This window comes from Metapseudomonas cellulosilytica (genome assembly GCF_049334135.1).
Classification (GTDB): domain Bacteria; phylum Pseudomonadota; class Gammaproteobacteria; order Pseudomonadales; family Pseudomonadaceae; genus Metapseudomonas.
In genome coordinates this window covers 36,019-50,835 of the sequence record NZ_JBHZGN010000021.1, presented here as the reverse complement: position 1 = coordinate 50,835, position 14,817 = coordinate 36,019, and the positions used below count along the sequence as shown (strand labels likewise).

Sequence of the window (14,817 nt, the reverse complement as noted above, 5' to 3'; positions counted from 1 at the left end):
GCAAGGCTCTTCTTCTTGTGTTTTCTGGGCGCAACCGTCCGCCGCCGGCCTCTGTTGAGGCAGACGGGAGGTGCATTGCGTCGGGGCGTGCGGCCCCTGGCAGATCAGGGGCCGGTCAAATGGGCGCTGCTCAGACGCCCAAATAGCGGTGCGACAACTCCGGTGTCGCGGCCAGTTCGTCCGGCGTGCCCTGCCAGACCTGTCGGCCCTTCTCGATGATGTGGTGGCGATCGACCACCCGCGCCATCTCCTTGAGGTTCTTGTCGATCACCAGGATGGTCTCGCCCTCGGCCTTGAGGGTGGCCAGGCAGCTCCAGATGGTTTCGCGGATCACCGGGGCGAGGCCCTCGGTGGCCTCGTCGAGGATCAGCAGCTGCGGATTGGTCATCAGCGCGCGGCCCACCACCAGCATCTGCTGCTCGCCGCCGGAGAGGGTCTTCGACAGCTGTTCCTGGCGCTCTTCCAGGCGAGGGAAGAGCTTGTAGATGCGCGCCAGGTCCCACTTGCCGCCCTTGGTAGCGGTGGCCAGCAGGTTTTCCTTCACGCTCAGGCTGCCGAAGGCGCGGCGACCCTCGGGCACCAGGCCGAGGCCGGCCTGGGCGATGCGGCAGGGCGTGGCGCCACGCATCTCCCGGCCATGGATACGGATGCTCCCGGCGCTGGGTTTGAGCAGGCCCATGATGGATTTCACGGTGGTGGTCTTGCCCATGCCGTTGCGGCCGATCAGCGAGACCACCTGCCCCTGTTCGATGGTCAGGTGCATGTCGAACAGCACCTGGCTCAGGCCGTAGCCGGCCTGCAATCCACTGACTTCAAGCATGTTCTTCCCCCAGGTAGGCGGCGCGGACCTGCGCGTTGTTGCGGACTTCTTCGACGGTGCCGGTGAGGATGGTCTGGCCGTAGACCAGCACGGTGATGCGGTCGGCCAGGGCGAATACCGCGTCCATGTCGTGCTCCACCAGCAGGATGGCGTAGCGCCCCTTGAGCGACTGCAGCAGCTCGGTCATGCGTGCGGACTCCTCCGCGCCCATGCCAGCCATGGGCTCGTCCAGCAGCAGCACCGAGGCTTCCTGGGCCAGCGCCAGGGCCAGTTCGAGCTGGCGGCGCTCGCCATGGGACAGCTCGTTCACCAGGTCCTCGGCGCGGCGGCCGAGGCCGACCTGCTCCAGGTAGCCGCGGGCCGGGTCCAGCAGGCGGCGGTCGCGGGACAGCGGGTTCCACATGCCGAAGGTCTTGCCTTCGCGGGCGGCGATGGCCACGGCGACGTTCTCCAGCAGGCTGAAGTCCGGGTACAGCTGGCTGACCTGAAAGGAACGTGCCAGGCCCAGGCGTGGCCGTTCGTGGGCCGGCACGGCGGTGATGTCCTGGCCGGCGAAGAGTATCTGCCCCTTGTCCGGGCGGATTTCCCCGGCGATCTGCGAGATCAGCGTCGACTTGCCCGCGCCGTTGGGGCCGATGATGGCGTGCAGCTCGCCGGCGGCCAGTTCCAGGTTGGCGCCGTTGGTGGCCTTTACCGCGCCGAAGGCCTTCTCCAGGCCACGGATGGACAGTTGCGCGCTCATGGGTGCACCTCGCGGGCGGTGGCGACGGGGGCCGGCTCGATGACCGGCTTGCGCGGTCGGCTGCCGGCCATCAGCAGGCCGTGGATGCCCTGGCGGCCGAACAGCACCACCAGCAGGAGCAGCGGGCCGAAGATCAGCAGCCAGTGCTCGGTCCACAGGCTCAGCAGTTGCTCCAGGCCGAGGTAGACCGCCGCGCCCAGCACCGGGCCGAGCAGGGTGCCGACGCCGCCGAGGATGACCATCGCCATCAGCTCGCCGGACTTCTGCCAGGACGCCATGTCGGGGCTGACGAACAGCGCGTAGTTGGCCCAGAGCACACCGGCCAGGCCCGCGCCGAGACCGGCGATGACGAAAGTGGTGAGGCGGTAGCGCAGGGGCTTCAAGCCGAGGCTGACGGTGCGCCGCTCGCTCTGCTTGAGGCCGCGCAGGACGAAGCCGAAGCGCGAGCCCACCAGGCGCCGGCAGAACAGCAGCCAGGCCACCAGCAGGCCGACGCAGAGGTAATAGAACTGGTTGGCGTCGTTCAGGTCGAGGCCGGGCAGGGCGTTGCGCTCGTTCAGCAGGATGCCGTCGTCGCCGCCATAGAGGGACAGCGAGCCGAGGATGAAATAGAGCATCTGGCTGAAGGCCAGGGTGATCATGATGAACTGCACGCCGGTGGTGCGCAGCGACAGGTAGCCCATCACCAGGCCGAGCAGGGCGCAGCAGAGCAGGGCCAGCGGCCAGACCAGCAGGGCGCTGTTGCTGCCCTCCCAGCCCCACAGCGGCATGCCCTGGGAGGTGTGGAAGGCGACGATGCCCACCACGTAGCCACCGAGGCCGAAGAAGGCGGCATGGCCGAAGCTGACCAGGGCGCCGTAGCCGATCAGCAGGTCGAGGCTGGCGGCGGCCATGCCGTAGATGGCCAAGCGGGTGAACAGGCTGACCAGGAAGGGTTCGTCGAGCAGCGCCGCAACCAGGGGCATCAGCGCGAAGGTGGCCAGGCAGGCCAGGTCGATGATGATTCGACGGGACATGGGATTCTCCTCAGGCACGGGCGGGCAGCAGGCCGCGCGGACGCACCAGCAGCACCAGGGCCATGACGATGTAGGCGCTGGCGGAAATCAGCCCGGCGGAGAGCGCACCGCTCACCTCGGCGGGCAGCAGTTCATCGAGCAGCGGCGGGATGTAGGCGCGGCCGAGGCTGTCGACCATGCCGATCAGCAGGGCGCCGACGAGGGCACCGCGCACCGAGCCGACACCGCCGACGACGATGACCACGAAGGTGGTGATCAGCACTTTCTCGCCCATGCCGATCTCCACCGAGAGCAGCGGGGCGGCCATGAAGCCGGCCAGGCCGCAGAGCACGCAGCCGAAGACGAACACCAGGGTGTACAGGCGCGAGATGTTCACCCCCAGGGCCCCGACCATCTCGTGGTCGTCGGCGCCGGCGCGGATCAGCATCCCCAGGCGGGTGTGGTTGATCAGCAGCCACATGCCGAGGGCCACCAGCAGGCCGGCGCCGATGAACAGCAGGCGGCTGACCGGGTACATCAGGCCCGGCAGTACCTCGACAAAGGCGCTGTACCAGTCCGGCGTGGGCATGGCCGGCGGGCTGCGGCCGAACAGCAGGGTGATGAGTTCGTTGGTGAAGAACACCACGGCGAGGGTGGCCAGCACCTGGTCCAGGTGGTCGCGGTTGTAGAGCCGGCGGATGATCGCGGTCTCGATCACCAGGCCGTAGAGCGCGGCGCCGGCCAGCGCGGCCAGGCCGCCGAGCCAGAAGGAGCCGGTGGCGATGGCGGTGTAGGCGGCGCAGAAGGCGCCGACCATGTAGAAGGCGCCGTGGGCCAGGTTGATCACGCCCATGATGCCGAAGATCAGCGTCAGGCCGGAGGCGAGCAGGAACAGCAAGGCGCTGTACTGCAGGCCGTTGAGGAGTTGTTCGAGCAACAGCATGGCGAAGTCCTGCGGTGATGGCCCGCCGGGGTTGCCGGCGGGCTGGCGATATCAGGCGGGGATCAGAGCGCGCACTTGGCCGCGTAGCTGTCCACCTGGGCCTTGGCGATGGTCTTCACCGGCACTTCGGCGAGCTTGCCGTCAGCGCCGGCCTGGACCTTGAGCAGGTGCCAGTCGATCACCGCGTGCTGGTTGCTGCCGAAGCGGAAGTCGCCACGCACCGAGTCGAAGCGCGCCTCGCGCAGGGCGGCGCGGAAGGCCTGGGCATCCTTGAGGTTGCCGTTGGTGGCCTTGAGGGCCGAGCCGATCAGCCGTGCAGTGTCGTAGCCCTGGGCGGCGTACATGGTCGGCGCGCGGTTGTACTTCTCGGTGAAGGCCTTGACGAAGGCCTGGTTGGCCGCGTTGTCGGACTGCGGGTTCCAGCCGCTGACCACGTTCACGCCCTCGGCCACGTTGCCGGTGGCGGCGAGCATGCGCTCGTCCATGGAGAACACCGGTACCACCATCGGGATGCTCTTGGCGAGGCCCGAGCTGCCGTACTGCTTGGCGAAGTTGATGCCGCCGCCGCCGGGATGGAACTGGAACACCGCGTCCGGGTTCAACGAGCGGATGCGCGCCAGCTCCACGGAGAAGTCCAGCTGGTTGAGCTTGGTGTAGATCTCGGTGACCTCGCCCTTGAAGGTGCGCTTGAAGCCCGCCAGGGCATCGCGGCCGGCCTGGTAGTTGGGCGCGAGGATGACCATCTTCTTGTAGCCCAGGTCGTTGGCGGCGACGCCGGCCATCTCGTGGGGCACGTCGTTCTGGTAGGAGGCGGCGAAGTAGTTGGGCTTGCACTGGGCGCCGGCGAGGTTGGAGGGCGCGGCGTTGGTGCTGATGTAGAAGCGGTCGCCCTGGGTGGCGCCGTTGACCACGGCGGCGAGGACGTTGGAGAACATCACGCCGGTGTAGAGGGAGATGCCGTCCAGGCTCATGCGGTCGATGATCTGCTTGCCCTTGGCGGGCTGCAGGCCGTCGTCCTCCACCACCAGTTCCACCGGCACGCCGCCGAGCTTGCCGCCTTCCTGGTCCATGGCCAGGCGGAAGGCGTCGCGGGCGTCTTCGCCGAGGTAGCCGGCGGGCGTCGACAGGGTGGTGATGAAGCCGATGCGCACAGGGTCCTGTGCCAGGGCGGGAAAGGAAGAGGCCAGTACGGCCCCGAGCATCGCAAGGTTCAGGGTTTTTTTCATGGTTACCGCCTTGGTTGCGCAGTGCCGTCGTGACTCGGCCTGCTTAGTTGTTGTTTGGGCAGTTTTGGAGCGGGTGGAGCGGAATTGTTGTGGTTATGGGGCACGCCGGGATGGGCGTGGCACCTGGCTCTTGCTTCTTCGTAGGATGGGTGGAGCGGAGCGATACCCATGCTGGCCGGTTTCCGGGCAATGAACCCGAGTACACCTGACGTCGCGAATTGATGGGTATCGCTTCGCTCCACGCCATCCTACGGAGGGATCGGAGCCGGGATTTAGCTGTTGCTCTCGGTGAATTTCTCGAAATACAGGTGGCCGTTGTCGATGGCGTTTTCGCTGAGCCAGGTCTTCACCGACTCGACCATCGGCGGCGGGCCGCACAGGTACATGTCGAAGGGCGCATCGCGCAGGGCGGCGGCGTCGAAGTGCTCGGGCACGTAGCCGCGCTTGCCGTCCCAGTCCTGGCCTTCGTCACTGATCACCGGGGTGAAGCTGAAGCCCGGGATGCGCGCGGAGTAGCCCTGGATGCGTTCCAGTTCGCAGAGGTCCGCCACCTGGCGCACGCCGTAGAACAGGTGCACCGGCTGGCCGCAGCCGCCGCGCTCGGCGATCTCATCGAGCATGCCGAGGAAGGCCGAGAGGCCGGTGCCACCGGCCACCAGCAGCAGCGGCTTCTCCACGTGGCGCAGGTAGAAGGCGCCCAGCGGGGCCTCGAAGCGGATCTCGTCGCCCACCTGGCAGCGTTCGCGGATGTAGTTGCTCATCACCCCGTCCGGCAGCAGGCGGATGAGAAACTGCAGCTTGTTCTCCGGGTTCGGTCGGTTGGCGAAGGAGTAGGAGCGCTTCGCCTCGGTGCCCGGCACCAGCAGGCGGGCGTACTGGCCCGGCAGGAAGTCCAGCTGCTGGCCGTCGACACCGGCATCCAGGTGGAGGATGGCGGTGGTGGGCGAGACCTGCTCGACATGGGTGACGATGCCGCGTTCCTCTACCGTCTTCGCCGCGCCGCAGAGCGAGGAGTCGAAGTCGAAGTAGAAGGAGGCGTCGGACTGCACGCGGGTCTGGCAGGTGAGCATCTTGCGCTGCTCCAGGTCCTTGGCCGACAAGGCCTCTTCGTCCACGTAGTCCATTTCGAAGCGGCCGGACTCGCAGCGGCCCATGCAGGTGCCGCAGACGCCTTCGCGGCAGTCCAGCGGAATGTTGATGCCGTTGCGCAGGGCGGCGTCGAGGAGAATCTCGTTGCCCCGCACGGGGAAGAACAGGGTTTTGCCGTCGGCAAAACTGAAGGCGACCTTGTGGTTCATGGCGCGTACTTCCGGTGGATCAGAGGTGGTAGAAATCGAGCACCGAGTTGATGGTGTCGTTCAATAGCAGCATGTGCTTGCGGGTGATCTTCCAACTGTCGCCCACGGGCTTGAGGTGGTAGGTGGCATGGCCGAAGAACTGCTCGGCCTGGCCCAACCGGTAGTAGAGGGTGTGCCAGTTGGCTTTCACCTCCAGCTGGCCGTCCTCGCGTTCCTTGACGCGCACGTTGCTGATCTGGTGCAGGGTGCGCGGCATCGGGATGGTCGAGGCGGCCTTGCCGGTGCGGATGCGGAACACGCGGTCTTCCAGGCCCGAGCGGTTGCTGTAGTAGATCAGCGACATGCCGCGTTTAGGGTCCTTGGTGTATTCGTGCTCGGACTCCCACTGCGGCAGGTGGTACTCGCACTGCTCGTCGAACAGGTCCAGGTAGGCATCCCAGTCCTGGGCGTCGCACAGGGCGGACTTGCGGTAGAGGAACTGTTCGATCTGGTATTGCAGCTGCGGGTTCATGCCTGCACCTCCTGCAGTTTCAGGGCTTTCTGGTCCAGGCCCTGGAGCAGGAAGCGCTGCCAGTTGGCGTGCTGGTTCACATACAGGCCTTCATGGGTGAATTCGGTGCCGGTCATCACCGGGGCGATGCCCAGGGTCTGGCTGTTCGGCGTGGTGCCGGTGACCCACTTGCCATAGCCGCGGGAGATGTCGCTCCAGCGCTCCAGGCGGCCCTGGAAACCGCGCTGTTGTTCGCGGAATTCCACCAGGTCGTCGGGGGTACCCATGCCGGAGACGTTGAAGAAGTCCTCGAACTGGCGGATGCGGCTTTCGCGGTCGGCGTCGGACTCGCCCTTCACGCCGATGCACTGGCTGATGATCTCGGTCTTGTTCCAGGCCAGCGGGCGCACGATGCGCAGCTGGGAGCTGATCTGGTCCATGAAGAACAGGCTGGGGTAGATGTTCAGGTTGCGCAGGCGGTGCATCATCCACTCCGCCTTGCCCTGGCCGAATTCCTCCACCAGGCGCGGCATCACGGTGGCGTAGCCGGGACGCACGGTGGGGTTGGGCATGTCGCTGAACAGCACGCTGTGGCCGTTGTGGAAGGAGAACCAGCCATCATCGGTCTCGGCATCGCCGGCGCCCAGCTTGCTGTAGTCCAGGGTGCCGTTGGCCGCGCCATTCTCGGCGTTGACCTGCTGGCGGTGCTGCACGGTGGCCACGTAGTTGTAGTGCACGGTGCTGACGTGATAGCCGTCCAGGCCGTTCTCGTTCTGCAGCTTCCAGTTGCCGTCGAAGGTGTAGGTGGACTTGCCCGGCAGCACTTCCAGCTCACCGGTGGGCGACTGGGCCACCATCATGTCGAAGAACACCTTGGCGTCGCCGAGGAAGTCTTCCAGGGAATCGCTGGCGTGGACGTCCAGGCTGATGAAGACGAAGCCCTTGTAGCTCTCGATGCGTGCCTTTTTCAGGCCGCGGGTGGCCTTGTCGAAGCCTTCCGGGTATTCGCCCGGCGCCTTGACCTTCACCAGGCGGCCGTCGCTCTTGTAGCACCAGGCATGGAAGGGGCAGGTGAAGGTGGACTGGTTGCCCTTGCCGACGCGGGTGAGGGTGGCGCCGCGATGCTGGCAGGCGTTGATCAGCGCGTGCAACTGGTTGTTGCCGTCGCGGGTGATGATCATCGGCTGGCGGCCGGCGCGCAGGGTCATGAAGTCATGCTTGTTGGGGATTTCGCTCTCGTGGCAGGCGTAGATCCAGTTCTTCTCGAAGATCAGCTCCATCTCCAGGTCGAACAGTTCCGGCTCGGTGAACATGTCCCGGGCAATGCGGTACACGCCCTCGGCCGGACGGAAATCCAGGCAGCCGCTGACGTACTCTCTCCACTGCGCGATGTTTTTGTTCGAAGTATTCATGGGGGCACCTTCCACTCAGGCGAATCAGTGGAGGCCATTAGAAGGAGCTGGGACTTCTTCGGTCTATCCGATTAGTGGGCAAAGTCGCGCCGTAAATTCCGGCCCGCCAGTTTTGGGCCGGAAGGCACGGATGGCGGGGCTTCCGGCCTTTTTCAGGGAGCTGAAGAAGCGGATAGTGTTGGTCGAGAAAACGGATGGCGAACCGGGCGGGAAACGGATTTGAATCGACCCTCGCCCCGGCTTACGTGCCCTGGGGTAACGTTTCCGGGCGCCGCCGGGAATGGGGTAACGCTTTCTCCGATGGCCAGCAGAAGGAGTGGGCGTACGCTATCCGGAAAGTTGGCAAAAGCTGTCCGCTTATCGTGGTTGGCTGTTCTTTCGGGCGATGTGCGGCCGATAGCGGTAACACCCGTGGCGCCTGCTGGCCATGCACCCGACCCGGAGGCAAGCGCAAGGCCCTCCGGAGAGGCCTTCCCGTGCTCGTCCGGTCCTGAACCATGGGGTGGCAGGGCGACCCCGGGATGGGGCGCCGACCTGCTCTGGAGCAGAGGTGGCGGGGCCGCCGCGTGGGCCGCCTGTCCATAAGATCCGCCAATGTTATCCTTTTGTTTCGAGTTGCGACGGAACGCCGGGGCGTGGCATGGAGCTTGCTTCTTTCAGGTCGACGCGCCGCTAGAGCGCGCATGTCCAATTGCCGTGTTGGGTGCCGCGTGATGAGTACGAAGAACCACTCCCACTTTCGAGACATCTCCGCCGATCGCTATGACCTGGTCGGGGCCCGTTCCTGGATGTCCAATATCTGCGGGCCTCACCTGCTCAAGGTGCCCAGGCCCGAGCGCATCCAGTTCCATCACAGCGGCAATGTGCTGCCCTCGATGGCCACGACCCTGGGCCATGTCGAGTACGGCACCGACGTGACCATTGGCGTTGGCGACGAGATGAACCTCAATTGCTATAGCCTCAGCCTGCCGCTCAGCGGTGAGCAGGAACTCGTCAAGGCCGGACGCCTGCTGCGCTCGGACCGTGACTGGGGGGTGATCATCTCGCCCCATGAGCATCAGGAACTGACCATCGCCGGCGATTGCCACAAACTGCAGGTGGCCATCCCGCGCGCCGCCATGCAGAAGACCCTGGAAGAGCTGCTGCAGCGCAGCGTGGAGACGCCCCTGAGCTTCCAGGCCGAAATGGATGCGGTGGAGGGCGCTGCCGCCTCCTGGTGGCGCATGGCCCGGCACCTGATCGACGAAATGGAGCGCAGCCGCGATCTCTACGGCCAGCTGTACTTCACCCGCGACATGGAAAGCGCGCTGATCAAGGGGCTGATCCTCGCCCAGCCGAACAACTACTCCGAGGAACTGCGGGACCGCCTGGAGATCAAGCTGCCTCACTATCTGGTACGGGCCCGCGACTTCATCCATGCCCACGCTCGCGAGGAGGTCTGCCTGGAGGACATCGAGCGGGCCGCCGGGATATCGCGCTTCAAGCTGTTCGAGGGTTTCAAGCGCTACTTCGGCCAGTCGCCCATGGCTTACCTGAAGAAGCACCGCCTCACCGCCGTGCGCCAGGAACTCCTCGAAGACCGCTGTGCGCGGAATATCTCGGTGATCGCCATGGGCTGGGGCTTCAATCACCTCGGCCGCTTCGCCAGCGAGTACCGCAAGCTCTTCGACGAAACCCCGAGCATGACCATCCAGCGCCTGGAGGCGCGGCGCGGGCGCTCGATCTGAGGCGCAGCCGCCTGTCGGGAAACGTGCGGGGACTGTCGAACCCGCCTGATGCGTGACGACCAGAAAGGCGAGTTCCTTTTTCAGCGTCAGGTTCAGGAGGTTGCACCATGAATATCGACAATCACCCCGTAGTGACCCGCGAGGAGTGGCTGCAGGCCCGCGAGGCGCTGCTGCGCAGGGAGAAGGCCTTCACCCACGAGCGCGACCGTCTCAGCGAAGAGCGCCGCGCGCTGCCCTGGGTGCGCATCGACACCCCTTACTTCTTCGACGGGCCGGATGGGCGCGAAAGTCTCGCCGACCTGTTCGAGGGGCGCAGCACCCTGGTCATCTACCACTTCATGTTCGGCCCTGGCTGGCAGGAGGGCTGCCCCGGCTGCTCCTTCCTCGCCGACCATATCGACGGCCCCAATCAGCACCTCAAGCACCACGATGTGACCCTGCTCTGCGTGTCGCGGGCGCCCCTGCAGGAGTTCCAGGCCTTCCGCAAGCGCATGGGCTGGAACTTCAAGTGGGTGTCGTCCCATGGCAGCAGCTTCAACTACGACTTCGGCGTGGCCGCCCGCCCCGAGGCCATCGCCGCCGGCACCGCGACCTACAACTACGGCACCAGCAATGACCCCGGCGAGGACATGCCCGGCCTCAGCGTCTTCTATCGCAATCAGGCCGGGGAGATCTTCCACACCTATTCCACCTACGCACGCGGGCTGGACCTGCTGGTGGGCGCCTACAATTTCCTCGACCTGCTGCCCAAGGGGCGGGACGAGAAGGAGATCATGGATTGGATGACCTATCACGACCGGTATGCGGAAGAGCCGGCGAAGCCGCACGGCTGTTGCGCAGAATAGCGCCCTGTGGGGCTTTTCATTGTGGGGGCGAATTCATTCGCCAAGCAGGCCGCAGGTCTGCCCTGCAAGTCCCCGGGGGGCAGCTGCGCTGCCCTTGGCGAATGAATTCGCCCCTACAGGATTAGCCCCGCCAATTCATGCCACGGCAACCTCCGCCTCCACCACTGGTTTCCTTTCCCGCAACACCAACGCACACAGCGCCGGCAGGAACAGCAGGGTCAGGACCGTGCCCACCAGCACCCCGCCGATCAGCACATAGGCCAGGGATGACCAGAACACCGAGAAGGTCAGCGGGATGAAGGCCAGCGCGGCGGCCAGGGCGGTGAGCAGCACCGGGCGGGCGCGGCGCACCGTGGCTTCGATGATGGCCTCGCGCAGGGGGCGGCCGTGGGCCTGCTCCTGCTCGATCTGGTCGGTGAAGATCAGGGTGTTGCGCATCAGGATGCCGCCGATGCCGATCAGCGCCAGGATGGCGTTGAAGCCGAAGGGCTGGCCGAACAGCAGCAGGGCCGGCACCGCGCCGATCAGGCCGAGCGGCGCGGTGGCGAAGACCATGAACATCAGGGCGAAGGAGCGCACCTGGAACATGATCGTCACCAGCGTCAGCAGGATCATCACCGGGAACAGCACGGCCAGTGCCTTGTTGGCCTTGGCGCTTTCCTCCACCGGGCCGCCGATGGTCACCTTGTAGCCCGCCGGCAGCTTGGCGATCAGTGGTTGCAGGTCGGCGTAGACGGCCTTTTCCACATCCGGCGGCTGGGTGCCCTTGATGATGTCTGCGCGTACTTCGAAGGTCAGCGCGCGGTCGCGGCGCTTGAGGATCGGTTCCTCCATCACCGGCTGGAAGCGGCCGACCTGTTCCAGCGGCACCGAAACGCCGGCGGCATTGGTGATGGTCAGTCCCTCGATGCCGCCAAGGTTCTCCCGTTGGGCATTCAGCGCACGCACCATCACCGCCACGGTGCGGGTGCCTTCGCGCACTTCGGTCACCGGGTTGCCGGTCAGCAGGGCGTTGAGCTGGCTCTTCACCTCATTGGGGGTGAAACCGAGCAGGCGCAGGCGGTCCTGGTCCAGCACCAGGCGATAGCTGCTGCTGCGTTCGCCCCAATCGACGAAGGTGTCACGGGTCATGGCGTTGGCGGCTACTACCTGGCGTACCTCTTCGCTGATCTGCCGCAGCTGGTCGAGGTTCGGGCCGGAGACGCGGAACACCACCGGGAAGGGCACCGGCGGGCCGAACACCAACTGGGTCACACGTACTCGGGCCGAGGGGAATTCACCGGCGGCGATGCGCTCCTGCATGCGTGCCCTGAGGGCGTCACGAGCCTTGGAGTCGGCGGTTTGCACGATGATCTTGGCGAAGGCCGGATCGGGCAGCTCGGGGTTCAGGGAGAGGAAGAAGCGCGGCGCGCCGCCGCCCACGTAGGCATCCACCAGTTTGGTCTGGGGTTCTTCCAGCAGGGCTTTCTCCACCTGGGCGACCACGGACTCGGTGGCCTTGAAGGCGCTGCCCGGCGGCAGGTAGATCTCCACCAGCAGCTCCGAGCGGTCGGAATTGGGGAAGAACTGCTTCTTCACCACACTCATGCCCAGGACGCTGGCGACGAAGGCCAGCACCACCAGGGCAGTGACCAACTTGCGGTGGTTCACGCACCAGGTCACCAGGGCGCGCAGGCGCTGGTAGAGGCGGGTGGCGTAGAGGGCTTCATGGCCGCCGGCCACCGGCTGGATCTTCGGCAGCAGCTTTACCCCGAGGTACGGCGTGAAGAACACCGCCACCACCCAGGAGGCGAGCAGGGCGAAGCCGACGATCCAGAAGATGTTGCCGGCGTATTCCCCGGCGCTGGACTTGGCAAAACCCACCGGCAGGAAGCCGATCACCGTCACCAGGGTGCCGGTCAGCATGGGCGCGGCGGTGGAGGTCCAGGCAAAGGTGGCAGCCTGCAGGCGGTCGAGGCCTTCCTCCAGTTTCACCACCATCATTTCGATGGCGATGATGGCGTCGTCCACCAGCAGGCCCAGGGAGAGGATCAGCGCGCCGAGGGTGATGCGGTCGAACTCGCGGCCGGTCATCAGCATGATCACGAAAACGATGGCCAGGGTCAGCGGTACGGCAGCGGCCACCACCAGGCCGACGCGGAAGCCCAGGGCCAGCAGGCTGATCAGCATCACCACGCCGAGCGCAACGAAGAACTTGATCATGAATTCGCCCACCGCCAGGCGGATCTTCTCGGCCTGGTCGGACACCTTGTCGAACTTCACGCCCAGCGGCAGTTCGGCGTGGATGCGGTCTTCCTCGGCCTTGAGGGACTTGTCCAGCTCCAGGCCGTTGAAGTGCGAGTCCATGATCACACCGAGCATCAGCGCCGGTTCGCCCTGGTGGCGGATGCGGTAGGTGGGCGGGTCTTCGTAGCCGCGCTTCACGGTGGCCACATCGGCGATGCGCAGCAGCTTGCCGTTGGCGTTGATCGGCACGTTCTCGATCAGCTTCAGGCTGTCGAAGGCGCCATCCATGCGGATGTAGGCGCGCGGGCCGGCGGTCTCGACGAAGCCGGACGGGGCCACGCCGTTCTGCTTGGCCAGGGCTTCGAAGATCTGCTCGGGCTTGATGCCCAGGGTGGCCAGGCGTTCGTAGGAGAACTCGACGAAGATGCGCTGGGCCTGTTCACCGAGGATGTTGACCTTCTTCGCCCCGGGCAGGAGCAGCAGGCTCTGGCGCAGGTCTTCGGCCATCTGCACCAGTTGGCGGTGCGGCAGTTGCTCGGCTTTCAGGGCATAGAGGGCGAAGTAGACGTCGTTGTACTCGTCGTTGAAGAAGGGGCCGATCACGCCCTGGGGCAGGCGATTGGCCTCGTCGGAGAGCTTCTTGCGGGTTTGGTAGAAGAGTTCCTGGATGTCCTTCGGGCGGGTGGAGTCGAGGTACTGGATCTTCATCGAGACGAAGCCGGGCTGTGCGATGGTCTCCACCCGGTCGTAGAGGTCCAGCTCCTGCAGGCGCTTCTCCAGGCGGTCGGCCACCTGCTCCTGCATTTCCCGCGCGGTGGCGCCCGGCCAGGCGGCGGTGACGGTCATGGTCTTCACCGTGAAGGACGGGTCCTCCGCGCGGCCCAGCTTGCTGAAGGCGATGGCTCCGGCGACCAGGGTGGCGATGATCAGGAAGAGGGTGACCGCCGGGTTGTGTACCGCGAAGGCGGAGAGGTTGAAACGGCTCATCTCAGCGCTCCAGGGCCAACGACGGGGCCGGCAGTTCACGGACGCTGTCGCCCGCATTCAGCAGATGGGCGCCCAGGGCGACGATGCGCTCGCCGGGCTGGACGCCGCCTTCCAGAACCGCTTCTTCCTGCTCCAGGCGCACCACGCGCACCGGGCGCAGCTGCACCTTGCCGTCCGTCCCGATGACCCAGACGCCCGTGCCCTGGCCCTTGTCGTGCAGGGCGCCAAGGGGCACGCGTACCAGTTGCTGGTGGGCCGCGCCATCCAGACGCAGGGTGATGGTGGAGCCGATGGCCAGGGCGTTCGAGTCGCCGCCCAGGGTGTAGCGGGCGCGGAAGGTGCGGGTAGTGGCATCCGCCGCCGCGGAGAGTTCGCGCAGGGTGGCGGGCACCGCTTCGCCGGTGGCGCCGTAGGGATAGGCGCGGGCGGGTTGGCTGGCCAGGGTGCGCTGGGTTTCCGGGATGTCGATCACCGCTTCGCGGGCACCGTTGTGGGCCAGGCTGGCGACGATCTGCCCTTCGGCGACCACCTGGCCGCGATCCACCCGGACGTCGGTGATTACGCCATCCGCGTCGGCCGTGAGGGTGGAGTAGGCGCGGCGGTTTTCCACCTGGGCCGCTTCCGAGGTGGCGGCGGCCTGCTCGGCCTGGGCCACCCGCAGGCGTGTGTTGGCCTGATCGTAGATCTGCCGGGACACCGCGCCGGTGCCGGTCAGGCGGCGGTAGCGGGCTTCGTCGTCGCGGGCCTGGCGCAGCTCGGCTTCGGCGGCGGTGACGCGGTTGCGTGCGGTGCGCAGGGCCAGTTCGAAGTCGGTGTTGTCCAGCACCAGCAGCACATCGCCGCGCTTGACGCGGGTACCCGGGTCCACCTTGCGGGCGATCACCTTGCCGCCGACGCGAAAGCCCAGGTCGCTGGCGGTGCGGGCTGCCACCACGCCGGTATAGAGGGCGTCCTGCTGGGAAGCGGCCTGCACTTCGGCCACCAGCACGGCGCGTGGCTGGGGCGCGGTGACCGTGGTGTCGGCCTGGCTGTTGCAACCGCTCAGGGTCAGCAGGGCGGTGGGGATCAGGGCAAGCAGGGCAAGGTGCGGGCGGTTCATGGAGCGA

The 14,817-nt window shown here is 66.2% G+C and carries 12 protein-coding genes; 2 read left to right on the top strand and 10 right to left on the bottom strand.

Annotated features, from left to right (window positions below; all coding sequences use genetic code 11):
• Positions 1 to 130: 130 nt before the first annotated feature.
• The 8 genes from ACFW0H_RS22720 to antA all read right to left on the bottom strand — a co-directional run bounded on the left by ACFW0H_RS22720 (position 131) and on the right by antA (position 7,926).
• Complete coding sequence (locus ACFW0H_RS22720; RefSeq protein ID WP_422916112.1) at positions 131 to 820, bottom strand: ABC transporter ATP-binding protein; 690 nt, start codon at positions 818 to 820, stop codon at positions 131 to 133.
• Positions 813 to 1,562, bottom strand: a complete 750-nt coding sequence (locus ACFW0H_RS22715; protein WP_422916111.1) for an ABC transporter ATP-binding protein — start codon at positions 1,560 to 1,562, stop codon at positions 813 to 815. Before ACFW0H_RS22715 ends, ACFW0H_RS22720 begins: the two co-directional genes overlap by 8 nt.
• Entirely contained in the window at positions 1,559 to 2,578 is a 1,020-nt protein-coding gene (locus ACFW0H_RS22710; RefSeq protein WP_422916110.1) for a branched-chain amino acid ABC transporter permease, read from the bottom strand. The genes ACFW0H_RS22715 and ACFW0H_RS22710 overlap by 4 nt, the downstream gene beginning before the upstream one ends.
• A 10-nt stretch (positions 2,579 to 2,588) precedes the next feature.
• Positions 2,589 to 3,500, bottom strand: coding sequence for a branched-chain amino acid ABC transporter permease (locus ACFW0H_RS22705; RefSeq protein WP_422916109.1), 912 nt, complete (start codon positions 3,498 to 3,500; stop codon positions 2,589 to 2,591).
• A gap of 62 nt (positions 3,501 to 3,562) precedes the next feature.
• Positions 3,563 to 4,726 (bottom strand): ABC transporter substrate-binding protein, encoded by a 1,164-nt coding sequence (locus ACFW0H_RS22700; protein ID WP_422916108.1) that lies wholly within the window; start codon positions 4,724 to 4,726, stop codon positions 3,563 to 3,565.
• Between the two features lie 272 nt (positions 4,727 to 4,998).
• On the bottom strand, positions 4,999 to 6,024 hold the full coding sequence (antC, locus tag ACFW0H_RS22695) for an anthranilate 1,2-dioxygenase electron transfer component AntC (protein WP_422916107.1): 1,026 nt from the start codon (positions 6,022 to 6,024) through the stop codon (positions 4,999 to 5,001).
• Between the two features lie 19 nt (positions 6,025 to 6,043).
• A complete protein-coding gene (antB, locus tag ACFW0H_RS22690; RefSeq protein ID WP_422916106.1) occupies positions 6,044 to 6,535 on the bottom strand; it encodes an anthranilate 1,2-dioxygenase small subunit in 492 nt (163 codons plus the stop codon).
• Positions 6,532 to 7,926, bottom strand: coding sequence for an anthranilate 1,2-dioxygenase large subunit (gene antA, locus ACFW0H_RS22685; protein WP_422916105.1), 1,395 nt, complete (start codon positions 7,924 to 7,926; stop codon positions 6,532 to 6,534). The genes antB and antA overlap by 4 nt, the downstream gene beginning before the upstream one ends.
• Positions 7,927 to 8,639: 713 nt before the next feature.
• Between antA and ACFW0H_RS22680 the strand changes: the two genes are divergently transcribed.
• On the top strand, positions 8,640 to 9,653 hold the full coding sequence (locus ACFW0H_RS22680) for an AraC family transcriptional regulator (protein ID WP_422916104.1): 1,014 nt from the start codon (positions 8,640 to 8,642) through the stop codon (positions 9,651 to 9,653).
• A gap of 107 nt (positions 9,654 to 9,760) precedes the next feature.
• The gene (locus tag ACFW0H_RS22675) at positions 9,761 to 10,498 is read left to right on the top strand and encodes a DUF899 domain-containing protein (RefSeq protein ID WP_422916103.1); all 738 of its coding nucleotides are present in this window, start codon (positions 9,761 to 9,763) and stop codon (positions 10,496 to 10,498) included.
• A gap of 135 nt (positions 10,499 to 10,633) precedes the next feature.
• Here the strand turns inward: ACFW0H_RS22675 and ACFW0H_RS22670 are convergent, their stop codons facing one another.
• Together ACFW0H_RS22670 and ACFW0H_RS22665 are read right to left on the bottom strand one after the other, a co-directional pair.
• Positions 10,634 to 13,711: an efflux RND transporter permease subunit gene (locus ACFW0H_RS22670; RefSeq protein WP_422916102.1), complete on the bottom strand. Its 3,078-nt coding sequence runs from the start codon at positions 13,709 to 13,711 to the stop codon at positions 10,634 to 10,636.
• A 1-nt stretch (position 13,712) separates the two neighbouring features.
• On the bottom strand, positions 13,713 to 14,810 hold the full coding sequence (locus tag ACFW0H_RS22665; protein ID WP_422916101.1) for an efflux RND transporter periplasmic adaptor subunit: 1,098 nt from the start codon (positions 14,808 to 14,810) through the stop codon (positions 13,713 to 13,715).
• Positions 14,811 to 14,817: the final 7 nt, after the last annotated feature.

Coding starts and splice junctions, on each gene's coding strand:
- ACFW0H_RS22720 (WP_422916112.1), bottom strand. CDS start 820: ATGCTTGAAGTCAGTGGATTGCAGGCCGGCTACGGCCTGAGCCAGGTG.
- ACFW0H_RS22715 (WP_422916111.1), bottom strand. CDS start 1,562: ATGAGCGCGCAACTGTCCATCCGTGGCCTGGAGAAGGCCTTCGGCGCG.
- ACFW0H_RS22710 (WP_422916110.1), bottom strand. CDS start 2,578: ATGTCCCGTCGAATCATCATCGACCTGGCCTGCCTGGCCACCTTCGCG.
- ACFW0H_RS22705 (WP_422916109.1), bottom strand. CDS start 3,500: ATGCTGTTGCTCGAACAACTCCTCAACGGCCTGCAGTACAGCGCCTTG.
- ACFW0H_RS22700 (WP_422916108.1), bottom strand. CDS start 4,726: ATGAAAAAAACCCTGAACCTTGCGATGCTCGGGGCCGTACTGGCCTCT.
- antC (WP_422916107.1), bottom strand. CDS start 6,024: ATGAACCACAAGGTCGCCTTCAGTTTTGCCGACGGCAAAACCCTGTTC.
- antB (WP_422916106.1), bottom strand. CDS start 6,535: ATGAACCCGCAGCTGCAATACCAGATCGAACAGTTCCTCTACCGCAAG.
- antA (WP_422916105.1), bottom strand. CDS start 7,926: ATGAATACTTCGAACAAAAACATCGCGCAGTGGAGAGAGTACGTCAGC.
- ACFW0H_RS22680 (WP_422916104.1), top strand. CDS start 8,640: ATGAGTACGAAGAACCACTCCCACTTTCGAGACATCTCCGCCGATCGC.
- ACFW0H_RS22675 (WP_422916103.1), top strand. CDS start 9,761: ATGAATATCGACAATCACCCCGTAGTGACCCGCGAGGAGTGGCTGCAG.
- ACFW0H_RS22670 (WP_422916102.1), bottom strand. CDS start 13,711: ATGAGCCGTTTCAACCTCTCCGCCTTCGCGGTACACAACCCGGCGGTC.
- ACFW0H_RS22665 (WP_422916101.1), bottom strand. CDS start 14,810: ATGAACCGCCCGCACCTTGCCCTGCTTGCCCTGATCCCCACCGCCCTG.